This is a genomic window from Parasedimentitalea nitratireducens, from assembly GCF_057444295.1.
Window position 1 is genome coordinate 562844 of record NZ_JBYAXC010000003.1, and the last position, 22536, is coordinate 585379.

17 protein-coding genes and 1 pseudogene are annotated in these 22536 nt (G+C 55.6%); 4 read left to right on the top strand and 14 right to left on the bottom strand.

Annotated features, from left to right (window positions below):
* The first annotated feature begins 82 nt into the window (after window positions 1-82).
* A complete protein-coding gene (locus AC2T28_RS13395; protein WP_486749489.1) occupies window positions 83-1291 on the top strand; it encodes a cation:proton antiporter in 1209 nt (402 codons plus the stop codon).
* 126 nt (window positions 1292-1417) lie between these two features.
* Window positions 1418-2575, top strand: a pseudogene (locus AC2T28_RS13400) (Gfo/Idh/MocA family protein).
* Here AC2T28_RS13400 and AC2T28_RS13405 read toward each other — a convergent pair.
* A complete protein-coding gene (locus tag AC2T28_RS13405) occupies window positions 2572-3219 on the bottom strand; it encodes a dual specificity protein phosphatase family protein (RefSeq protein WP_486749490.1) in 648 nt (215 codons plus the stop codon). The pseudogene AC2T28_RS13400 and the gene AC2T28_RS13405 sit on opposite strands and share 4 nt — an antisense overlap.
* A 209-nt stretch (window positions 3220-3428) precedes the next feature.
* On the opposite strand from AC2T28_RS13405, the gene AC2T28_RS13410 reads away from it, so the two are divergent.
* Window positions 3429-4451: a LacI family DNA-binding transcriptional regulator gene (locus AC2T28_RS13410; RefSeq protein WP_486749491.1), complete on the top strand. Its 1023-nt coding sequence runs from the start codon at window positions 3429-3431 to the stop codon at window positions 4449-4451.
* Here the strand turns inward: AC2T28_RS13410 and AC2T28_RS13415 are convergent, their stop codons facing one another.
* The 10 genes from AC2T28_RS13415 to AC2T28_RS13460 form a co-directional block, all read right to left on the bottom strand.
* Window positions 4452-5267 carry an inositol monophosphatase family protein gene (locus AC2T28_RS13415; RefSeq protein ID WP_486749492.1) on the bottom strand — a complete coding sequence of 272 codons (816 nt, stop codon included), beginning with the start codon at window positions 5265-5267 and terminating at the stop codon, window positions 4452-4454.
* 25 nt (window positions 5268-5292) lie between these two features.
* Window positions 5293-6147, bottom strand: coding sequence for an inositol monophosphatase family protein (locus AC2T28_RS13420; protein WP_486749493.1), 855 nt, complete (start codon window positions 6145-6147; stop codon window positions 5293-5295).
* Between the two features lie 57 nt (window positions 6148-6204).
* Window positions 6205-7347, bottom strand: a complete 1143-nt coding sequence (locus tag AC2T28_RS13425) for an ABC transporter substrate-binding protein (protein ID WP_486749494.1) — start codon at window positions 7345-7347, stop codon at window positions 6205-6207.
* A 40-nt stretch (window positions 7348-7387) separates the two neighbouring features.
* Window positions 7388-8554: an ABC transporter ATP-binding protein gene (locus AC2T28_RS13430; protein ID WP_486749495.1), complete on the bottom strand. Its 1167-nt coding sequence runs from the start codon at window positions 8552-8554 to the stop codon at window positions 7388-7390.
* Between the two features lies 1 nt (window position 8555).
* Window positions 8556-10379 carry an ABC transporter permease gene (locus tag AC2T28_RS13435; RefSeq protein WP_486749496.1) on the bottom strand — a complete coding sequence of 608 codons (1824 nt, stop codon included), beginning with the start codon at window positions 10377-10379 and terminating at the stop codon, window positions 8556-8558.
* A gap of 263 nt (window positions 10380-10642) precedes the next feature.
* On the bottom strand, window positions 10643-11452 hold the full coding sequence (gene iolB / locus AC2T28_RS13440) for a 5-deoxy-glucuronate isomerase (protein ID WP_486749497.1): 810 nt from the start codon (window positions 11450-11452) through the stop codon (window positions 10643-10645).
* Window positions 11445-12353: a myo-inosose-2 dehydratase gene (gene iolE, locus AC2T28_RS13445; RefSeq protein WP_486749498.1), complete on the bottom strand. Its 909-nt coding sequence runs from the start codon at window positions 12351-12353 to the stop codon at window positions 11445-11447. Before iolE ends, iolB begins: the two co-directional genes overlap by 8 nt.
* Entirely contained in the window at window positions 12350-14176 is a 1827-nt protein-coding gene (gene iolD, locus AC2T28_RS13450; protein WP_486749499.1) for a 3D-(3,5/4)-trihydroxycyclohexane-1,2-dione acylhydrolase (decyclizing), read from the bottom strand. The genes iolE and iolD overlap by 4 nt, the downstream gene beginning before the upstream one ends.
* Complete coding sequence (locus tag AC2T28_RS13455; RefSeq protein ID WP_486749527.1) at window positions 14173-16098, bottom strand: bifunctional 5-dehydro-2-deoxygluconokinase/5-dehydro-2-deoxyphosphogluconate aldolase; 1926 nt, start codon at window positions 16096-16098, stop codon at window positions 14173-14175. The genes iolD and AC2T28_RS13455 overlap by 4 nt, the downstream gene beginning before the upstream one ends.
* A gap of 97 nt (window positions 16099-16195) precedes the next feature.
* A complete protein-coding gene (locus AC2T28_RS13460) occupies window positions 16196-17011 on the bottom strand; it encodes a MurR/RpiR family transcriptional regulator (RefSeq protein WP_486749500.1) in 816 nt (271 codons plus the stop codon).
* Window positions 17012-17117: 106 nt separating this feature from the next.
* On the opposite strand from AC2T28_RS13460, the gene iolG reads away from it, so the two are divergent.
* Window positions 17118-18113, top strand: coding sequence for an inositol 2-dehydrogenase (gene iolG, locus AC2T28_RS13465; RefSeq protein WP_486749501.1), 996 nt, complete (start codon window positions 17118-17120; stop codon window positions 18111-18113).
* A 38-nt stretch (window positions 18114-18151) separates the two neighbouring features.
* Here iolG and AC2T28_RS13470 read toward each other — a convergent pair whose 3' ends face one another.
* Genes AC2T28_RS13470 through AC2T28_RS13480 form a run of 3 tightly spaced genes read right to left on the bottom strand, consistent with a single transcriptional unit; the run spans window position 18152 to window position 22494 of the window.
* Window positions 18152-19231: an ABC transporter ATP-binding protein gene (locus tag AC2T28_RS13470; protein ID WP_486749528.1), complete on the bottom strand. Its 1080-nt coding sequence runs from the start codon at window positions 19229-19231 to the stop codon at window positions 18152-18154.
* Window positions 19232-19233: 2 nt separating this feature from the next.
* Entirely contained in the window at window positions 19234-21447 is a 2214-nt protein-coding gene (locus AC2T28_RS13475; RefSeq protein WP_486749502.1) for an ABC transporter permease, read from the bottom strand.
* 18 nt (window positions 21448-21465) lie between these two features.
* Entirely contained in the window at window positions 21466-22494 is a 1029-nt protein-coding gene (locus AC2T28_RS13480) for an ABC transporter substrate-binding protein (protein ID WP_486749503.1), read from the bottom strand.
* Window positions 22495-22536: the final 42 nt, after the last annotated feature.

A 22536-nucleotide genomic window follows, 5' to 3' on the forward strand; every position in this document is an offset into this window, starting at 1 on the left:
AACGTCACCGGCAAATGCATGAATAAGTTAGCTATTGATACAGCACGCCAAAATTCAGCAACCCACATTTAAGGACATGATCATGCACAATGAAGTTCTTATTCTGGCAGTATTTGTGTTTCTCTACAGCATCGTTGCCGGGAGGGTTGAGCGCAGTGTCATCTCAGGACCGGTGATTTTTGTGGCCGCAGGCATTCTGATGGGACCTTTGGTTTTGGACTGGTTCGAAGGCCGAGCCATGCGAAATCAGTTGCGCATGTTTGCCGATATGACGCTGGTCTTGATATTGTTCAGCGATGCCGCAAACGCGGAACTGGCAGTGCTGAAATCCAGATTCAAAATTCCAGCAAGAATGCTGTTGATCGGCCTGCCCGGTGTCATCGCACTTGGATTTGGCTTGGCCTTGGTATTGCTGGATGTGCTCACTTTCTATGAGGCTGCCATTATTGGGACCATTCTGGCCGCAACAGATGCCGCACTCGGCAAGGCGGTGGTCACAGACGAAAATGTGCCGGATTGGATCCGTGCAGGACTGAACGCCGAAAGCGGCTTAAACGACGGTTTATGTGTCCCCTTTCTGTTTATCTTCATTGCCCTAGCACTAGAGGCCAGTGGCGCAGATGCCGAAACAATCCGGCCCTTCACAGTTGTGCTCGAAGAGCTGGGAATTGGATTGCTCGTTGGTCTGGGGCTGACATTGGTCGCGTCGCTGCTCATCAAACAGTGCCTTGCCAAGGGATGGCTAACCGAGGTTTGGCTGCAAGTGACTGTGCCTGCCCTTGCTCTGGCCTGTTTCTCGCTTGCGCAGTCCCTGCACGGCAGCGGCTACATTGCTGCCTTTACCGGTGGATTGTTATTTGGGTACATGCTTGGCCACTCAAAGCACAAGTTTGTTGTGGCCGCCGAAGGTATCGGGGAAACCCTTGCCATGCTTACCTGGCTTTTGTTTGGCTCTGCTGTCGTTGGTAATATCATTGGATTGGTGACTTGGCAGATCGTGCTTTATGCCCTGCTTAGCCTGACAGTTGTTCGCATGTTGCCGATATTCCTGTCGCTCACCGCAACAACAGCAACCAGTCACGACAAGCTTTTTCTCGGATGGTTCGGGCCACGTGGCCTTGCCAGTATTGTGTTTGCAATCATTGTTTTAGACAACGGACTTCCCGGTGGTGAAACCATCGCATTGGTCGTTATCTTCACTGTATTCCTGAGTTTGATAGCCCATGGATTTACGGCCAAACCATTGTCAGCTTGGCTTGCCAGAAATCAAACTGCCAATGATCGACGCTGAATTTGCCCATGATTTCTGATCTTTGAAACGGCATATACCGTTCATTGAGGACCGGCTGCACATCAATATTGCACAGCTGTGCACTTTCTGCTTTTCTTCCATGCATAGACATCGAGGGGTTCAGAAATGGCACGGTTAAGCTGGGGGTTGGTTGGCGGCGGACGGGGCAGTCAGATTGGCCCGGCGCACCGATTGGGCGCGGGCCTTGATGGCGCGTTTGACTTTGTCGCAGGCGCGTTGGACCACTACCCTGAGGCCGGGCGCACTTTTGGCAAAGAACTCGGCCTGTCTGCTGATCGCGCTTATGGTAGCTGGCAAGAAATGCTGGAGGTTGAAGCAAAGCGGCCAGATCGGCTTGACCTGGTGACCATAGCCACCCCTAACGCGACCCATTTCGAAATCACTAAGGCTTTCCTGAAAGCTGGCTTTAATGTCCTGTGTGAAAAGCCCATGACCATGACGCCTGAAGAAGGCGAAGAAATTGTGACCTTGGCGCAGCAGACAGGAACGATTTGCGCGGTGAATTAAGGCTATACGGGCTATTCCTTGGTCCGTCACATGAAAGCGATGATCGCGGCCGGTGATCTGGGGGATATTCGATTGGTCAAAGCCGAGTTCTCACATGGGCATCACGCCGCCGGGAATGACGCGGAGAACCCGCGGGTGCGGTGGCGTTATGATCCAGCGCAGGCTGGTGTTTCAGGACAATTCGCCGACTGCGGCATCCATGCGCTGCACATGGCGAGTTTTGTCACCGGGCAAGAGATTGAGACCCTCTCGGCCGACCTTGCGTCCTGTGTCTCGGGGCGAGAGCTGGAAGACGACGCGATGGTCAATTTCCGTATGTCGGGCGGCGCGGTTGGGCGTCTTTGGACCTCGTCCATCGCGCTGGGGCGGCAACATGGTCTCAGCATCGAAGTATTTGGGTCTTTGGGTGGGCTAAAATGGGAGCAGGAACAGCCAAACCAACTGTATTACATGCCGCTTGGGGGACGTCGTCAAACCATTGAACGTGGAGAGGAAAACCTGTCCTCCGAGGCAGATCGCTGCTCACGTGTTGCGATTGGTCATGCCGAGGGCATGCCATTGGCCTTTGCCAATATCTATAAAGATCTGAACGACGCGATCCGCGCCGCAAAAGCCGGAACCCCGGTTCCGCCTGATGCAGACCTGTACCCGCGCGCGGTAGACGGATTAAGATCTATGGCTGCTGTTTTTGCTGTGGCAGACTCTGGTAGCAAGGGCGGCACCTGGGTTGACGCACGCCCTAAGATGTTTCGCTAAACGTCCAGGTCAGCATCATAGGTTACTGCGGCGATCTCTGCCTTTGCACTTTGCAGAATTTCAATTGCTTTGGCAGCGCGGAGTGCGGCTTCGGTCAGCATCGGCTTGGGGGTTTCGTGCCATTCATCCGGGCGCAGTTCCCGCCGTTCACGAATAACGCGCAGTGCATCGTAAAGTGTTGGATAGGTTTCCGGGTGGTTGTGATGCAGATACAGCGCAACCACCGCAACCGAACGGCTGCGCCCTCCCCGGCAATGCACCAGAATATTGCCACGCTCGCGTCGTGGATATGAAGGTTTGTCGGGCCAGGTTTGCTCCAATGCACCTTCGAGCAGATAGTACCCGGCCAGGATCAGCTTCTCGGGATTGCCCGCGCCATCAACCATACCGATTTTATAAGTCCGCACCGGCGCCGGGCCGGAGGCGCATTTTGCCCCTTCCTCGACCAGCAAGGGATCAGACACATAGTTGATGTCCAGATTGACCGCGCAATTTACAACAGTGGTGATATTCGCTTCAGCCAGCAGATCAATATTCCGCGCGCCTTCGGCCCCGCCGATATACAGCGAAACCTTATCAGGGCCGATGCCTTCAGCAATCAAGCTGATATCCGGGCGATCATATACTGGTGTCTTCTTGGTCATCCTGCATCCCTTGCACAACACTGGTCGGCAAGCCGACCCTGTAACAAATGTTGCGCAATAGTTTCATTTTTTGCACAGGCGTGCAATGATGCAATTGCAGACCATCTAGTTATTCGCCTAATAACAGCCCAATACCCGTTGCACTAATATTGTTTGAAAAATTGCCACCCTCGCAGCATACCGTGTTGAACAGACCAAAAGGTAGACGAATGAAGAAGAAACCTAAAACGTCCTTTGTAAGCGCTCAACAAGTTGCTGATCTGGCTGGGGTTTCTCGATCTGCGGTGTCGCGCACGTTTACCAAGGGGGCATCAGTCTCCCCAACGACGCGAAACAAGGTTGAAAAAGCGGCGGACAAGCTTGGCTATCATGTTAATGAGCTGGCACGCGGCTTGATCAACGAACAAAGTAATATCGTGTGCATTGTAGGGGCCGATATCTATACCCCCTATCAATCGCGATTTATCGATGCCCTGACCCGCGAGCTGCAAGCGATCCAAAAGGTTGCCATTGTTGTCAACTCATCCGGAGATGTCGGGGTGCGCGACGCACTGGCCCAAACCATCCGCTATCGGGCGGATGCGACCTTGGTATTGTCTGGTCAACCCGATGATGCGCTGATCCAGACCTGTCTGAACAATGGCCAACGGGTTATTGTGGTCAATCGTGACAAAATGCAATCGGGCGTCGAAAGCATCGTGGTGACCAACCGCGTTGCAGCCCGCGAGGCCTTTCACATGCTGCACCGCGCGGGCTGTCGCAACATCGTTGCCGTCTCCTCCAAGGCTGGCACCCCCAGCCTTGTTGCCCGTGAACAGGCGTTTCTGGAAGAAGCAAAGACCCATGGGGTTGAGGCCACTCTCAAGACTATTGGCATGACGTCGTATGAAACAGGTGCCGAAACAGCACGGCAGCTGTTCAGTGGCAGCAACCCACCCGATGGGGCTTTTTGCCTAACCGATCTGTTGGCCTGCGGGTTTATGGATGTTGCCCGGCATGAATTTGGCCGCCGCATCCCCGTGGATCTGTGCGTTATCGGCTTTGATGACATCGACCAGTCAAGCTGGTCGTCTTACAACCTGACGACTTTTCGCCAGCCCGTCGAAGACATTGCAGCTTATATTCGCGACCTTCTCACCTCGCATCCAACTGAAACTGCTGACGACGGCCCTACCCGCTTTGCAACCGAGCCGGTGTGGCGCCAATCCGTGCGGATGGGCACCACGGCATAATTATCTGATAACCGGAATACCGCTGGCCTTGGATAAAAGGTCAGCCACACCCGGCGTCGCTGCCAAAACCTTGCCCCCATGGTGCAACTGTGCGGTCTCGGGAAATCCGCCAATAACACCACCGGCCTCTTGCACCAACAAGAACCCCGCCAGACAATCCCAGGCATTCATGTGCAGCTCGGCATAGCCATCTGATCGGCCTTCGGCGACATAGGCCAGCCCCAGCGCCCCCGAAGAGGCCCTGCGCACATTGGCACCATCATCAAACAGCTGATGAATAATATCGAAATACTGCTGGTTTGGCAGGCGATTAGACCAACCAATCTCGATGCTGGCTTCATCCGCCCGGGCAATTCGCGAGACCGAAAGCTTGGCGTCGTTGAGATAGGCACCTTGCCCTTTGCGTGCAAAATACAGCTCATCAAACGAGGGATTGTAGATCGCGCCAAACTGTATTTCCCCAGCCGACACAAACGCCATAGCGACGCAGTAATGCGGAATGCCACGCGCAAAATTCGCGGTGCCATCAATAGGGTCGACAACCCAATAGTCGCCCTTAACAACCCCACCCGTTTCTTCGCCCAAAAATCCATCCAACGGGAACCGGGATTCAATCTCGCTTCGAATGAGCTTTTCAACGGCCAGATCTGTTTCGGTCAGAAAATCCTGTGGGCCCTTCATTTCAAAGGCCCCAGCGGGTCGCTCATTAAACGCCTCACTCGCAAGCGTACCTGCGGCCTTAATCAGTTTACGACACGCGTTGGCACGAACAACGAGGTCAGTATCTGACATACAAGCTTCGGTGGAACTCTTCATTCTTATAACCTGTTATCTTGATCAATCAGCGTGTGGCGCTTGATCGATTGTTTTCAATTTCATCTGCGATGATCAAAAGCGTTGGGTAATTCCCTCCGGCACCAATCGCAGCATAGCCCGGGGATTCAAATGCTGGGCGGGAGCGTTTTTCAGCATCCCAATTAATGGGCCGGTATATGCCTCCAGATTTCTTCAGGATCAATATCGCCGCCGCAACGTCCCATGGATTGATGCCAACCCCAATCGCCCCATCGGCCCAGCCGACAGATACATGTGCAAGTCCCAGCGCGGCACTGCCGTTGCGACGCACCGACGAGAAGCCCTCCATCAGGCGACCAAACCGATCCAGAGCCACCTCTTTGCCATCGGCCGCCAAGTCGCGCGCCGACGGATAACTGGCCAGCAAAGTGGCATCGGCCTGATCCGGCATGGCCTGGGTTTTCAGCAGCTCATCCCCCAGATATGCGCCCAATGTGTCAGCACTGAACATGTTGCCGCCCATTGGGTCCCAGATTGCGCCGGCGATGATTTCGTCATTCAGAACCGCGCCAATAGACACGCACCATGATGGCAGCCCACAGGCAAAATTGGATGTGCCATCGATGGGATCAACAAACCACTTTAGGTCGCCCTGCCCCTGCGCTCCGCCCTCTTCACCAACCACTTGCGAGTTTGGTTCCATCGTCAGCAACTGATCAACTATGATCACCTCGGCGGCTTTGTCATGTTCCGTCACGATGTCACGGCGATCCGCCTTATAGGACAGATCCATACTGGACCGGAACGCCTTGATCAGCGGTTCATGAACCGAATGAGCCGCCTGTTGAGCGATGCTGCGCAAATGCGCCGAATACTTGGGATCAACTTGGGATGCTGACATTACAGTACTTTTCTTCGAAGGAGAGGTTTGGCCCGGGGCATGCCCGGGCCAAGAGAGTTAGCGGCTATAGCTGATGCGCCACAGGTCCTGCCAATCCTGACGCATGTCGAAATCGTCAGCGCCTGTTTCGGCCACGTGCGGAGTTAGACGATCGCGCAGCTGCACAACGCCCGACGGCTCTTCGGGGTGTGGAGCAATCGCGCCATTGCCGGACATTTTGCCGTCACGAACCATCGGTCCAACGCCAGCTTCCGTCATCATGAAGTGCAGAAACAGCTTGGCGGCATTCGGGTTTTTGGTGCCGTTTGAAATCAGGCCAAAGCCGGGTTTGTAAAAGCCCATGTAAGGCTGAATATCCTGACAGATCGACATGGTTAGACCACCGTCGACGGTATCGCGGTATTTGGCCGACGACATGATGCCAAAGAACGGCTCGGCCTGACCCGGCGTGCCTACAGCGTCGGCCACGTCGCCATCACTGTCGGTCAACAGTGGTGCGTTACCGGCAAGGGCTTCGACCCACTGGGCGGTTGCAGACTTGCTGCTGGTATCTAAGTCATTGCCAAAATGCGCCTTATAGGCAGCGGCAACGTCATCATCAAAATGCATTTCCATCTGGTTGAACCAGTCAGGAATGGAAGGCTTGTGCAACGGATCAGGCATGGCAACGCGGCGGTTCCAGTCGTCACCAGTCAGCTCCCAAATATTGCTTACTGGGCAAACCTCGGTGTTTTCACTGTTAAAGCTCCAAACCGATGGGTCACGCCAGACCACCAGCGGATCCTGTGACAGCTCATCAATATCACCGGCCAAATCGGGCGGTGTCCAGCTGCTGACCATGTCGGAGCCCAGAAGTTGCGCCAATGTGGCGCCTGCATCACTGGAGATGATCACATCACCAACAGTGTTGCCAGACTGTGCTTCGCGTACCACCAGGTCGATCTGAGCGGCACCCTTAACTTTGCTGCCAACGGCCTCGATCCCGTACATCTCGGTAAAGGCTTTGGCGGCTTTCTTGATTTTGCCGGTGCTGGCGTAGATGGTGATTGGGCCTTCGGCCTTGGCGGCCGCGATCAGAACCTCAAGGTCAAAATCTTCTGCCATCGCTGGCGACATTGCACCGCCGACAACCAGCGCCGCCGCCGCACAGGTCGCCTTGGCCTTACTCGTCCATGACGGGATCTTAATTGATAGTGTCATTTCAGTCTCCTCCACTGTTTTTAGTCGTCGTCACTTTTGGTTATGACGCTTTTGCCGCCGAAGGCGCGCAGCTCTCCCCAGCTTCGCAGAATTCAGCGATAACATCATCCGCAGCGGTCAACCGTTGGTCATCGCTATCGAACAAATGCATGAATGCAGGCGAGGTATGGAACCAGACCTGCTGGCCCACAGCCACCTGCGGGGGTTCGTTAATTGTCAGGAACAGCTTGTGCTCATCGACCATGATTTCGATGATCCAGCTACCGCCTGTTGGCAGAATTGCGGCCACGTTGGCCTCTCCTGCAAAATGATCTGCCGGAACCTCTGAGACCTGATTGGCAAGTTTGATATTCTCAGGGCGAAGGCCCAGAGACGCCGCGCCTTGGATCGAAGGGAAGTAGCCGTCGAGAAAGGCTTGCGACGCATATGAAATACGCGTGTCGCCCTGCTTGAGATCAATCATATTGATGGGCGGGCTACCGACAAATTCGGCCACAAAACGGTTGGCGGGGCGGTCGTAGATATCATTGGGTGTACCCACCTGTTGCAGGGTGCCGTCATGCATCACTGCAATGCTTGTTGCCAGCGTCATTGCCTCCCACTGATCGTGGGTCACAAAGACAATCGTGGTGCCAAACTCGCCATGAATGCGTTTCAGTTCGGTCCGCATTTCCAAGCGCAGGCGGGCATCCAGATTGGAAAGGGGTTCGTCCAGCAACAGAACCTCGGGATTCACTGCCAGCATCCGCGCCAGCGCCACGCGCTGCTGCTGGCCACCGGACAATTGCGACGGATAGCGGTCGCGATACTGTTCGATACCGAGCTTCTTCATCACATGATTGACCCGCTCTTCGCGCTCAGCCTTGGGAACCTTGCGCAGGCGCAGGCCAAAGTCGGTGTTCTTCTCGATCGTTAGGTGCGGCCACAGCGCGTAGGACTGGAACACCAGCCCCATGCCGCGCTTTTCAGGTGGCACAAACACGCCTTTGCCGATTGAATCGACGGTACGTTCACCAACCGCAATCTCACCGCCGGTCAGGTTCTCCAACCCTGCAATCATCCGCAGCGTGGTGGTCTTGCCGCAGCCCGAAGGCCCCAACAGGCACATAAATTCTCCATCCCCGATTTCCAGGTTCAGGTCCGACACCGCGTTGGTGGCGTTCTTGTCATAGCTTTTGTTGACGTGTTTCAGCGTGATATTTGGCATGTCAGCCCCCCAGTCCATCAGCGAGGTTTGTTTTGGTCAGCCTCTGGGCAGCTAAGGTGCCGAAATAGGCTATGGCCGAGATCATTAGAACAACGGCGTTTGCGGCTTGGGTGTAGTTGTAATCCAAGAGCCGCAGCGAGAAGGTGGTCAGAACATCAGTGCTTGGGATCGCAAGGATCACAAACAGGCTGAGCCCGCGAATGCCTGAGATAAAGGGCAAGAGAACACCGGCCACCAACGCACCCTTTTGGATGGGGATCACGATGGTCACCATGCGGCGGAACCAGCCTGCGCCTGCCACCTGCGCAGCCTCTTCCGGGTCTTTACCCAGCTGCATCATCGCCGAGATACCAGCGCGCGAGGCATAGGGCATCTGATCCGCCATAAGCGCCAGTATCAGGATCGCCGCAGTTCCATACAGCGCCGGGATAGGTCCGCGTTCTACCGCAAACAGCGACAGATAGGCGGCGGCAAATGCGATGCCTGGAACCAGATAAGGAAAGAATGTGACCTGGCGCAGGAAGATCGACACCCCTTTGATGGGTGAGCGCACCACGACATAGCCGACTAGAATTCCCATGATACCCGAGCAGATCGAGGCAAAGCCAACAATGCGCAATGTGTTCCACATGGCCGTCCACAGTTCTGACGACAGCAACACACCGCTACTCAGACCGACGGTTTCAAGATTGGAGCCGATCCAATAGTCCAGCGTGAAGTTTGACAGAGCAAACTGGCCCGGCACCTGCATGATAGTCGACAACAGCAGGGTCATCAGTGGCAAGCCAACGCTCAGGAAGAAGATAAGGCCAGCCAGCGCAGTTGCTGGCATCCGGAATTTTCCGAGAGCCGTTTGGCGATTCATGGACCCCTTGCCGCCAACGGTGACGAACTTGCGAGACTCGCGCACCAAACGGGCGTCAATCAACAGGGAGACAATCCCGATTAGCATGATTGCACCGGCCAGCACTGCCGCCACACCGGTTTGCCGCGAGGCAATGCTGCGGTAGAGCGAAGTAGCAAGCACATCATAGTTTACCGGCAGTCCTAGTACGTAAGACACACCAAATTCACCCAGACATTTCGCAAAAATCAGAACGGTCGCCGACATCAGCGCCGGCAGCATCAGCGGCAGAATGATCTGCCAGGCAACTGTGCGTGGCCCCGCCCCCAGGATTCGAGCTGAATCTTCCAGCTGCGAGTCAAAGCGGCGCAGCGCGTTGCCAAATAGCAGGATGACAAAGGGCGTATAGTGCAGCGCCAGAATAATAGTGATTGGTAGTTGCCCGTAGGCCAGCCAATCCGGGGGTGTCCACCCCATGTTCTCAAGCCAGCCAGCCTGTCCGCCCACGGTACGGTTCTTAAACAGGGTGCGCCAGGCCAGTGCAAAGGTCCACGAGGGCAGCATGTAGGGAACGATCAGGGCGGTCGCAAACCAGCGACGCCCGAACATGTCAGTCCGGCTCAGCAGCCAGGCCAGAACGCCCCCAACGCTTAGCGACACGATAATAGCGCCAAAGGATACGCTCAGCGTATGGCGCAATGGTTCCCAGAACAGGATTTTTGATACCGGCGAGAACAGCGCTCGGTCAAAATAGTACCAGGTCAGCTCTCCCAAATCGGCCTTGGCGCGGCGGACATCACCAAACTGAACCTGTACTGAGTCAAACAGCAGACTGGCGATGGGAACAACGATCAGATAGCCAAACAGCAGAACCAGGAATAATCCGATTGCCGCCGTCGGCTCGCGCCAACCAATCTTGAGCCGATAGCGCAGACGCATCCAGCGCCCTACTTCTTCGGGTGAAACTTGATCTTTTATCATTCACTCCCTCACACAGGTTCTTTGTCCCTGTGCCCCTCCCGTTTACGCCAACAGATCAGATTCGGTGCTGTTGGGCCGGTTTATCCATCCTCGCCTTGCGTCTGACTTCATGTCAAGATTTTTTGCACACCTGTGCAACAATGGGCGCACCTGTAGTTTGTTCTCCATAAAACCAAAATAAACTGAAACTCGGCTCCCCAACCTACCTGCAGCTATTGCGATGCACAGCCTTGCAGAAAATCACATCTTACTAGAGCAGAACACTAAGTGGCGTCCCGCTGATAGATCCAGTCGTGATCGGGGTCGTTCTGAAACCGCCATTTGCGCAGAGGTCCAGCCATCACATTGAGATAATACATCTCGTAGCCATATGGCGCACCACAGGGGTGATGACCCTTGGGCACCAGAACCACATCACCATTCTTCACGGCCATGGTCTCGTCTAGTTCACCATCCTCGGTATAAACCCGCTGCACGCCAAATCCGCTTTCCGGGTTCAGGCGATGATAATAGGTTTCCTCCAAATAGGTCATTTCGGGGAAGTTATCCTCGTCATGGCGATGTGACGGATAGGATGACCAGTTGCCCTGTGGCGTAAACACCTCGGTGACCAGCAGGCTGTCGGCCACATCGCGGCCTTCCATGGCGATGTTGTTGATGTAGCGGGTGTTTGCGCCCTTGCCGCGTGGGGTGGTTTCAATTCCCTCGGGGCCAAGTTTTTGAGCCTGGTGATTGCCAGCCCCCGGCGCCGTGCATACAGCCAATGTGCATTCGGTTGTCGCCTTAGCAGACCAATCGCTGTCATTTGGCACATACAGACAATGTGGCGGCGTGCGTTCAAACACCGACATCCGCTCACCCATCTCGCCAAAGTCCTGACCTGAAGCCGTGAACTCAACCTTGCCTTCGACCAGCACCAGAATTGCCTCGCGGTCCCCCGTCACCTCGGAAACTTCGTCTCCGGCTTTCAGGCAGTGCAGCTGAAACCCGACATAGGTCCAACCCGCATCTTCAGGAGAGATATCATGTACCTTGCCGGTCGATGCGCTTGGCTTACGTAATAGATCAGCCATTTAGCTCTCCTTCCAAACCGGCCTCTTTGGCCATTATCTTTAGCGATTTCAAACCCAACGACTGGTATTCAAACGGACTGCGAACCGCCGGGTCTTGCTCTGCTTCGATCACCAGCCAGCCTTCATATCCAACTTGCGCTGCAGATTTCAGCACCGGTACAAAATCTACACCACCCTCGTCATCTCCGGGAACAGTAAACACCCCACGGCGCACGCCTTCCAAGAAGGACAGGCCTTCAATCTTCACATCCACCATCACCGCAGGTCGGACGTTTTTGGCATGGATATGTGCTACCCGGCCAACGTGTTTGGCCATCACCTTTTCAGGGTTTCCACCTCCAAAATAGCAATGCCCGGTGTCGAACAGTAGCTTTGTGGTCGGGCCGGTCACCGCCATTAAACGGTCGATTTCATCGGGTGTTTCCACAATTGTTCCCATGTGATGGTGATAGACCAGTGTCAGCCCTTGTGCGGTGCAGAACTCGGCTATGGCCTCAACGTCCGCGCCAAACTTCTGCCAGTCGCCATCCGCCAGAACTGGGCTTTGCGAAACTGGCGTATCGTCGTCGCCGTGAATGGCGTTTGACGTTTCGCAGACGACCACCACCTGACAGCCCTGTGATTTCAGCAGGTCCAAATGCGGCTGGATTGCGCGCTTTTCATCCGCGACCGAATGGGTCAACAGGTTCAGCGAGTGCCACCCTGACACCAGAACCAATCCCTTGTCTGACAAAGTGTTTTTAAGAACAGCATGATCGGTTGGCAGCTTGTGCCCCTTTTCGATCCCGTCAAAGCCGATTTTGGCGGTCTCGCTCAGACATTGCTCGAGCGAGATATCAGCGCCAAGTGTCTGGTCGTCATCGTTGGACCAAGCAATTGGGTTGGTGCCAAATTTGATCATTGCTCGTTTCTTTCTTTAACTGCCGCTTCGTAGTGGGCGCGGGCCGCGTTAACCTCATCTCGTTGAGACACTTCGGGCACCGCGACGTCCCACCAATAGCCGCCCTCTTGGGTCGATGGGTATGGGTCTGTGTCAATGACAATGACCTTGACCCCCGGCTGATCTCGTTCGGCCAATGCCGCCTCAAGCTCTGCAATCGAGCCGACCTTTTGCGCCTTGGCACCCATCGATTCTGCATGTTTGGCAAAGTCGATAGCTGACGGCACCTGATGGCGGGTGTGGTCCAGCAAGTTGTTGAACTCGGCCCCGCCGGTGCCCATCTGCAGCCGGTTGATACAGCCAAAGCCGCGGTTGTCTGTTAGCACGATGGTGAAATCTACGCCCATGGACACGGCCGTCGCCAATTCAGAGTTGGCCATCATATAGGATCCATCGCCCACCATGCAGATCACATCACGCGAGGCATCTGCCAGCTTGATGCCCATGGCGCCGGCAACTTCGTACCCCATGCAGGAATAGCCATATTCCATATGGTAGGCCCCGGGGCCTGAGGCCTTCCAAAGCTTGTGCAGCTCCCCGGGCATGGTGCCAGCCGCGCTCATCACTGTAGTGTCATCGGTTGCGGCGCGCTGAACTGCGCCTATCACTTGCATGTCGGTGGGCAAGGCGTCGGCAGCCTCGGGTGCTCCCGTCACCTGTGCAACGTCGTGATACCAGTCATCCTTCAACGAAGCTGCAATCTCAGGACCACGATAGTCGCCCAGCCCCTCGGACAGTGCGGCAAGGCCAAAGAGAGCGTCGCCCACTAAGGACAGGGCGCCATGCTTGATCGTGTCATAGGGCTGAATGTTTAGCGCCAGAAGTTTACAGTTCGGGTTCTTGAACAAGGCCCAGCTGCCAGTGGTGAAGTCCTGAAACCGTGTTCCAACGCCAATCACCAGATCTGCAGCCTCGCACAGCGCGTTTGCACAGGCTGTGCCCGTCACGCCCACCGCGCCAAAGGCCATAGGATCGCCCCAAGCCAACGCCGATTTGCCCGCCTGCGTTTCGACAACGGGAATGTTGTGAATATTGGCAAAGGCCCGCAGCGCTTCACTGGCGTCAGAATAATGCACCCCACCGCCCGCAATAATCACCGGGTTCTTAGCCTGTAGAATGGCCGCAACCCCTGCCTCCAATTCGACGTGATCAACCACAGGTCGCCGTATTGTCCACCTCTTGGGCTCAAAAAACGACAGCGGCCAGTCATAGGCCTCGGCCTGAACATCCTGACAAAAGGACAGCGTAGCTGGGCCGCAATCCGCCGGGTCAGTCATTGCCCGGAATGCGCGCGGCAAGGCCGTTAGTAGCTGTTCTGGGCGCGTGATCCGATCGAAATAGCGGCTATAAGGGCGGAACCCGTCATTGGCTGACACAGTCCCATCCTCAAAACTCTCGATCTGCTGCAAAACCGGGTCTGGCTCACGGCTGGCAAACACATCGCCAGGTACGAATAAAACTGGCAACCGGTTCACGTGGGCCAGAGCGGCCGCCGTCAGTAAATTTGTAGCCCCCGGCCCTATGGACGAGGTCACGGCCATGGCGCGTCGGCGACGTAGCTGTTTTGCATAGGCAATCGCGGTGTGCGCCATCGTCTGTTCATTATGGCCCCGATAGGTAGGCAAGCGATCCTTGACATCTTGCAAGGCCTCTCCCAATCCTGCGACATTGCCATGGCCAAAAATCGCCCAGACACCTTCGATGAAGCGGTCGCCATCTTCGTTCAACTGGTTCTTGATATATTTGACCATGGCCTGCGCGGCGGTCAGTCGAATGGTACTCATGCCTCACATCCTTTTTCTTTTGCATTGCTGCGTGCGCGGTCCCACACTTCGCACAGGCCAGCATAGTTCTGCGCCATCTGATCAATCGCCTGCTGATCACTGATTTGGCCCGCAAACCAACTGCGCGCGGTATCCCCAAATATCGTGCGGCCCACGGCGAAACCTTTGACAAGATCATGCCGCGCCGCCAGTTCAAAACTCGCAGCAAGTTCGGCAGAGGGCGCATCCAGTCCCAACACCACAACACCCCGGCAGTGCGGATCATTGGCCGAAATGGCAGACACCGTTAGATCCCAGGCCTCTGGTGTCTTGAGAGGTTCAAGCTTCCACCAGTCGGGATAGACCCCTAGGTAATAGAACCGCTGGATCACATTTGCCGTTGTCTGGTCAGAAACCTCACCAGCTTTGGATGGAATAACCTCAAGCAGAAACTCCAGACGGTTACGGCGGCACGCATGGAACAAGCGACGCACAGTGTCTTCCTGATCGGCTCTCACCGCCTCTGTGTCGTCGGGATGATAGAAACACAGCACCTTGACCACATGATCAGCAGGCCATTCTGCCAACCCGCCAAAATCAGGCCCAATCTCAGCCTCCGTCCGCAAGGGGCGAGATCCTGGTTTCTCGACCGGGCGGCCAATCCAAAGCCCCTGCCCTGCAGCCTGAAACAATGCATCCTGCCCAAGACGACTGTCACACAGGATACCATAACCATCGCGCCCGTCAGCCACCTGAGTTGCCGCCTTAAGGCACAGGGTTTTGAAGACCCTGATCCGGGCATGTTCGACCCCTGCCGCATCGGCCATATCCTCAAGCTGGATCCGGTGATCAAAGGCAAAAACCTTCATGTCATCACGTTGCCCGTGCCGGGTGGTGGCCCAATGGATCTGGTTCAGCTTTGCATCTTTACGCAGCGCCGGTGTCTGCACACCACGCTCCAGGAAAAACTCCAGCTCAGCCTTACTAGGATAGGCTGGCGTGCATCCATGACGGCTGACAGCAAAAGCACCGCAAGCATTGGCAAATTTCAGCGAAGTGGGCCAGTCTTCGCCTGTCAGCCAGCCCTTAAGCAGACCTGACATAAACCCGTCACCAGCGCCCAGCACATTGAACACCTCAATCGGAAAGCCTTCGCCAGACAGGCCATCGTCCAATGCAACCGGAATAGCCCCCTCAAAGGCAACCGCTCCCATCGGACCGCGCTTACACACCAAAACAGCGTCGCTCACCGCCCGCACAGCGCGAAGGGCCGCCAATGTGTCGGTTGTGCCGCCTGCAATGTGAAACTCTTCTTCGGTGCCAACGATCAAGTCAAATAGATGCAGTGTAGACTGAAGCTTGGCCGTAACCGCCTCGGATTCCACAAACCGGCTTTCGCCGTCGCCATGCCCCGCCACGCCCCACAGGTTGGGCCGGTAATCGATATCCAGCGCCGTCAACCCGCCGCTCTCTCGCGCCAATCGAATTGCCTTTTTGGTGGCGGCTTCTACCCTCGGGTTGCTCAAATGCGTTCCCGTTGCGCAGACACATCGCGCTGAGGCGATGAAGTCTGGATCAATGTCTTCTTCGGCAATCGCCATGTCGGCGCAGTTCTCACGATAGAAGATCAGCGGAAACTGCTCCTGATCGCGGATGCCCAGTAACACCAGCGCAGTTAGCCGCTCGGGGTCAGTCTTGACCGCGGTAACATCGACATTCTCGCGTTGCAGTTCTTCACGAATGAACCGCCCCATGTGTTCATCACCAACCCGCGTGATCAGAGCCGACTTTAGACCCAATCGTGCCGTTCCAGCGGCAATGTTGGTCGGAGACCCACCGATGTACTTGTCAAACGACCGCATATCCTCGAGCCGTCCACCAACCTGCGCTCCGTACAGATCCACAGAGGATCGGCCAATTGTGATAAGGTCTAGGGTTTTCATCGTCTGGTCATCCGTTATGAGCCGCGCTTGCCGCAAGAGAATCCCCGGCATCTTATGGAATATTAATTCCATTTTTGATCATTTCAATATTTTTCTTTCAAACGCTACGCATTCGGCCAACGGACACAGCAATCGTCGTAGCCAACGACATCGTAGAGGTCAGCGATCTAAACCCTGCAACCTCGGCATCCTTGACCGTAATGACACTAACATTGTCCCCGACAAAGGGGCTCATCACCGTGTCCGTCAGCACAACAACCGGGCACCCCAGTTCATTTGCGTGATCCACCAAAGACACGGTTTGGGCAGTGTAAGGCGCAAAGGACACCGCAATTACTGCATCGTCCGGACTGATGCTGTGGCGTTGACTCAGCTGTCCAGTTCCATCATGTAGCATGGATGGGCATTCCATCTTTTCAAAGACATAGGACAGATAACTGGCCACTGGAAACGCCCGACTATACCCGGCGACATGCACCAAACGCGCCTTGGCCAGAACCTGCACCGCCAGGTCCAGTACCGATGGATCAACACTGCCAACCAGATCTTCTAGCGCAAGCCGCCCTGTTTCCACGTACTCGGCCAACAAGGCTGATGGCGCGTTGTCCGACTGCGCACGCAGAGTGGCAAGCCGTGTCGAATAGTCAGGCCACTGCTGAGAATAAGCATCCCTGAACAAGCGCTGCAAACCTGAATAACCCCTGAAGCCCAGCAACTTGCAGAACCGCATTAGCGCTGATGGCTGCACGTCGGCTGCGGCTGCGATGTCGGCCACGGTCGATACGGCAATACGATCGGTGTTGGCCGCAACAAACTCAGCGCATTGCCGCAGCCGTTTGGGCAAGGTGCCGGACACTTCCCGCAGGCGCGCGTCAAATTCCTCGATCGAAGTTGGTGCTGTTTTTTCACTCATCGCGCGCTGCGCCCTTGACATGACCACATTCCATTCACACTAACGTATGGAATATAAATTCCATAGTGAAGCAGATTCTTGCTTCACTCCAGGTTTGGAGATCCAGATGTCCGTGAAATTCGCACTGCTCGGCGCAGGCCGTATTGGTAAAGTCCATGCCAAGGCTGTGACCTCAAATCCCGACGCGCAGCTGATCGCGGTAAGTGACGCCATTGTCGATGCCGCCACTGCCGTTGCCCAACAATATGGCGCTCGCGCTGCCTCTCTCGACGAGATTGCCGAGGCCAGTGACATCGACGCCGTAATCATCTGCACGCCGACTGACACCCATGCGGACCTGATCCAGAAGTATTCAAACGCAGGCAAAGCGGTGTTCTGCGAAAAGCCCATCGATCTGGACGTAGCGCGGGTAAAATCCTGCCTGCAAACGGTCGAGGCAAACGGCACCGCCCTGATGGTGGGGTTCAACCGGCGCTTTGACCCCAGCTTTGCCGCACTCAAGGCCGAGATTGAGGCCGGAACAATTGGAGACGTTGAACAGGTGGTGATCACATCACGCGATCCCGGCCTCCCCCCATATGACTACATTCCAGTGTCAGGCGGCATCTTTCGTGACATGACCATCCACGATTTTGACATGGCTCGGTTCCTGCTGGGCGAAGAGGTTGAAACCGTCATGGCAACAGGATCTTGCTTGGTAGACCCCAAGGTCAAGGAACTGGGGGATTTCGACACGGCTGCCGCGATCCTAACCACCGCCAGCGGCAAGCAGGCGATCATCAATAATTCGCGCCGCGCAACCTATGGCTATGATCAGCGGGTCGAGGTGCATGGGTCCAAGGGCTCGGTTTCGGCCCAGAATGAACGCCCAGTGAATATCGAGGTTGCCACAGGCGCAGGATATACTGTCCCACCCCTGCATGACTTTTTCATGACCCGCTATGTGGCGGCTTACGCCGCCGAGATTGCCGCGTTCATTAATGTGGTAAAGAACAACAAAGCGCCCTCTCCGTCTGGCGCTGATGGGCTCGCGGCACTGGCCATCGCCGAAGCCGCTGAGGCATCGGTAGCTTCAGGGGCAAGCATCAAAACTAATAAGTAAAATCAAACGCGGCCCGGCATAACCGGGCCGCAAGCTATTTACGCCTCAGGCAACAACACCGGCCCAATTTTGGCAAATTGAAGCTGCACCACTTGGCCTACGTCCAGCGGGTCATAGACATCATCCATCACCGCAAACAGCTCTCCCACAGGGGTTGCCAGAGTATACTCCATCCTCGAGCCGACATAGGTTGCCTTGGCCACTGTCACCTCAAGACCGTCGCCCGCTGCATCCCGGTTCAACACAATGCGGCTGGGACGAACGGCCATAGTCGCGGGGCCCACAGTCAGCCCACGGGCATCCAAGCGATAGCTGTAGCCAGCGATGTCCACCTCGGCCATGTCGCCCTCAACTGCTGTAATGGCACATTCCACCAGATTGGCCTCGCCGATGAAATCCGCGACGAACCGATCGGCTGGTGCATCATACAACTCGCGAGGCGTGCCAATCTGAGCAATCCCCGCGTTGCGCATGACTACAATGGTGTCCGAAACAGCCAGCGCCTCTTCCTGATCGTGGGTCACATAAACCACGGTCAAACCAAGGTTCTGTTGAATTTCCCGGATTTCCTCACGCACCTGACGGCGCAGCTTGGCATCAAGGTTCGACAAGGGCTCGTCAAACAACAGCACCTGCGGCTTTAACACCAGCGCGCGCGCTACAGCGACCCGCTGCTGCTGCCCGCCGGACAGCTCGCTGGGCAATCGGTCAGCAAAGTCAGCAAGGCCAACCAAACCCAAACCGTCAAGCGCTGCACTGCGAATTTCAGATTTCGGGTGGCCTGAGAACTTCAGGCCATAAGACACATTCTCGATAACCGTCATATGCGGAAACAGCGCATAAGACTGGAACACCATCGATACGTCCCGGTCTGTCGCCGGCAGTTTTGTAACATCACTTCCGCCAATCGAGATCGACCCTTTTGACGACATCTCGAGCCCAGCAATCATCCGCAGTGTCGTGGTCTTGCCGCAGCCCGAAGGCCCCAGCAATGTCACCAACTTCCCCGGCTCGATCTCCAGATCAATGTTATCCACGGCAACAACGTCCTTGCCGTAGACCTTGGTGACACCTCGAAAGCTCACCGAAGCCGCTTTGTTGTTCATGGTTTCCGTCATCGTCATTCTTTCTTATGTCCGGCGCCACGACGCCCTATCCGTGTTTTGCCAACCAGTAGCTGCAACAGCAGCACCGCCGATAGCATCACAAAGATCAGGGTTGTCGAATAGGCAATTGCCAGGCCGTAATCGTTGTTTTCAACACGTCCGATAATATAGCTGGTCGCCATATCGTATTCGGCGCTCACCAGGAAAATCACCGCCGAGATCGCGGTCATTGCCCGCACAAAGCTGTAGACCAGTGCCGCCAGAATGGCCGGCCGCAGCAGTGGCAACACCACACTGCGGAAGGTCTGCCAGCTGTTGGCCCCAAGCGTCAGTGCGCTCTCATCAAGTGACTTATCCAGCTGCGACATTGACGCGATCCCAGCCCGCACACCAACCGGCATGTTGCGGAAGATGAAACAGACCACCAGGATCACACCGGTACCGGTAATCTCAACCGGCGGCACATTGAACGCCAAGATGTAGCTGACACCAATCACCGTGCCGGGAATGGCAAAGCTAAGCATGGTGCCAAACTCAAACGCGTTGCGCCCGGCAAAGTTTTGCCGCGTCAGCAGATAGGCCGTGATCAGACCAATCGCCGCCGTCAACGGGGCCGCTATGGTGGCGATCTTGATGGTGGTCCAGAAGCTATCCCAGGCCGAGCCGCTCCAGCGAATGCCGCTGTCTTCGATCCGGAACGAGAACGCAGTGACATAGTGCTTGAAGGTAAGGGTGTTGTTCATTCCCCAAACCTCGACCACGCTGCCGTACAGGATCATGCCGTAGATCACGACGGTGAACAGCCCCCAGATGATGGCAATCGCAAAGGTCGGAATGGCCAAGCCGCGGGGCATTGATGGATGAACCCCAGAGTCGCCTTTCCCAGAGACCGTGGTGTAAGACTTACGTCCCAGCCAGAACCGCTGAGCATAAAACGCGCCAAGGGTGAAAGACAGCAAAACAATCGCCAGAATGGCCGCACGCCCTTGATCATATTGCGCACCCACGATGGCAAAGAAGATCTCGGTCGACAGCACATCGTAGTTGCCACCCAGTACCAGCGGGTTACCAAAGTCGGCCATGCTTTCGATGAAACCCAGCAAAAACGCATTGGCCAAACCGGGGCGCATCAGCGGCAGGGAAACGGTCTTGAACACCTCCCAGCGACTGGCACGCAGGGTCTGCGCCGCCTCTTCCATCGATGGGCTGACGCCCTCGACCACACCGATCAAAACCAAGAAAGCGATGGGCGTATAGGCAAGGGATTGTGCAATGATAATCCCCGGCATCCCATAAACCCAACGCGTGGGCTGAACGCCAAACACATCTGCAAAGAAGCCAGTGACCGAGCCGGAAAGTCCAAACAATAGGATGATGGCAAGGCCAATTACAAAAGGCGGAGTAATGATCGGAAGCACGGTCAGCGCGCGCAAGGCGCGTTTGTATTTAAACCCGGATCGCGTCACCACCAGGGCAAAGACCAGACCCATGGTCGTAGTGATAGTCGCAACGATGATCGCCAGGAAAAACGAGTTCCACGCCGCGCCGCATCGACCGCCGCTAAAGCAGCCAAGCCCCCATATGCGCCGGTCCCCGAACTTGGCAAGGAATGACATCACAGAAATGCTGCCTTCATCGCTAATGAAGGCTGCGGTCATCAGCTTGGCAATTGGGAAGAACACAAAGATCGTCACAATCGCAATCACGCCGGTGATTGCACTGACGACAAAGACATCCCCGTTGATGGCGCCACGTGCGGCCAACCCTTGGGTGAATAAGAAAAGAAAGGCCGAGGCGGTCAGCAATGCGCCATACCCCATGCCGTATTGTCGGGTCTCAATCGCCCCAAATGCGACACCCAGCCAGTCCGTAGTCCAGCCGCGAATGCCGATAGCCAAGCCTTGCGCGATCAGCCATGCCAACCCAGCGGCCCCTACGGCCAACAACAAAGCGCCATATCGGGGGTCTGATTTTTTCAGATGTAAAGCCAACAAGGGAGCCAACAGCGCCAGCACCATCGGCGCCAGCCAGAGATTCTTACCCTGGGCCAAAAGAAACGCCGCCGGGGCATAATCGCGATCCATCGGATAGCCATCAAACACCCAGTCAAACGCAAAGAAGCCGTCTTCTACCCCATACCAGGGCAGGACGGCGAACCCGACCCACCCGGCGAAGATCCAAAAGATCAATACCGGGAGGGTCTTGTTTTCACTGCTCGAAATTTTCAACTTATTTGGTGCCTGTTCTTACTGAGGCAACACCGAGACGTCGTTGTCCCATTTCTGCAGCAGCCGCTTACGCTCGTCGCTTGAGCCGAACTTGGAGAAGTCATAGTCGATCAAAGTGATCGACGACATATCCGGAGCGGATTCTGATGTATTGGCTGCCTTGTTCGACGGAACCTGGAACGCATTCACTTCCAGTGCCAGGTTCTGAGCGTCAGCAGACAGGGCCCAATCATAGAACTTCTTGGCGTTTTCCATATTGCGCGCACCCGAGATGATCGACATCGAGCCGATCTCGTATCCAGTGCCTTCGCATGGAGCGACAACCGTGATTGGGAAGCCTGAAACAGCCTGCTTCACAGCGTCATGCATAAACACGATACCAATGGTGTTTTCCCCACGTGCCGCAGCCTTGATTGGTGCAGAACCGGATTTGGTGTACTGGTTCACGTTGCTGTGCAGGCCCTTCATGAAGTCAAAGCCTTTGTCCTCACCAAACAGCTGCACCATTGTGGCCAGCGTGGTGTAGGCAGTGCCCGACGAATTTGGGTTCGCCATCTGAACATGGCCTTTGTACTCAGGCTTTAGCAGATCTTCCCAGCACGCTGGTGCTGGCAGATTGTTGGCGGCAAGGATTTCGGCGTTATAGCCATAACCCAACGCACCGGAATAGATACCGATGGTCTTATCCCCGGCTGAAGTCGCCTGCGAAATCGCCCAGTCATGCAACTGATCGCGCATTGGCGACACATAGGCCTCGGTCAGGTTTTCTTCGGCAGCCTGCAGGTGTGGATCACCGGTACCACCCCACCAAACATCGCCCTTTGGATTGACCGATTCTGCTTTTACCTGCGCAAATGTCTCACCTGAGCTTTTGCGCGACATGTTCACGTCAATGCCCGTTGCATCTTCAAAGCTGCGCGCCATCAACTGGCACCAGTCTTCTTGCGCGCTACAGTATAGCGACAATTTCCCATCTGCCTGAGCCATCGTTCCCGACGCTACCAAAGACAGAGCTCCCAACAATAACTTTGAACGCACCTTCAACATAATCATCCTCCCAGATGTAAAATTTTGGCTTTTTGTTAGCTC

Bases quoted from the DNA above. Each gene is read 5' to 3' on its own strand.
- AC2T28_RS13395 (WP_486749489.1), top strand. From the start codon at position 83: ATGCACAATGAAGTTCTTATTCTGGCAGTATTTGTGTTTCTCTACAGC.
- AC2T28_RS13405 (WP_486749490.1), bottom strand. From the start codon at position 3,219: ATGACCAAGAAGACACCAGTATATGATCGCCCGGATATCAGCTTGATT.
- AC2T28_RS13410 (WP_486749491.1), top strand. From the start codon at position 3,429: ATGAAGAAGAAACCTAAAACGTCCTTTGTAAGCGCTCAACAAGTTGCT.
- AC2T28_RS13415 (WP_486749492.1), bottom strand. From the start codon at position 5,267: ATGAAGAGTTCCACCGAAGCTTGTATGTCAGATACTGACCTCGTTGTT.
- AC2T28_RS13420 (WP_486749493.1), bottom strand. From the start codon at position 6,147: ATGTCAGCATCCCAAGTTGATCCCAAGTATTCGGCGCATTTGCGCAGC.
- AC2T28_RS13425 (WP_486749494.1), bottom strand. From the start codon at position 7,347: ATGACACTATCAATTAAGATCCCGTCATGGACGAGTAAGGCCAAGGCG.
- AC2T28_RS13430 (WP_486749495.1), bottom strand. From the start codon at position 8,554: ATGCCAAATATCACGCTGAAACACGTCAACAAAAGCTATGACAAGAAC.
- AC2T28_RS13435 (WP_486749496.1), bottom strand. From the start codon at position 10,379: ATGATAAAAGATCAAGTTTCACCCGAAGAAGTAGGGCGCTGGATGCGT.
- iolB (WP_486749497.1), bottom strand. From the start codon at position 11,452: ATGGCTGATCTATTACGTAAGCCAAGCGCATCGACCGGCAAGGTACAT.
- iolE (WP_486749498.1), bottom strand. From the start codon at position 12,353: ATGATCAAATTTGGCACCAACCCAATTGCTTGGTCCAACGATGACGAC.
- iolD (WP_486749499.1), bottom strand. From the start codon at position 14,176: ATGAGTACCATTCGACTGACCGCCGCGCAGGCCATGGTCAAATATATC.
- AC2T28_RS13455 (WP_486749527.1), bottom strand. From the start codon at position 16,098: ATGAAAACCCTAGACCTTATCACAATTGGCCGATCCTCTGTGGATCTG.
- AC2T28_RS13460 (WP_486749500.1), bottom strand. From the start codon at position 17,011: ATGAGTGAAAAAACAGCACCAACTTCGATCGAGGAATTTGACGCGCGC.
- iolG (WP_486749501.1), top strand. From the start codon at position 17,118: ATGTCCGTGAAATTCGCACTGCTCGGCGCAGGCCGTATTGGTAAAGTC.
- AC2T28_RS13470 (WP_486749528.1), bottom strand. From the start codon at position 19,231: ATGACGGAAACCATGAACAACAAAGCGGCTTCGGTGAGCTTTCGAGGT.
- AC2T28_RS13480 (WP_486749503.1), bottom strand. From the start codon at position 22,494: ATGTTGAAGGTGCGTTCAAAGTTATTGTTGGGAGCTCTGTCTTTGGTA.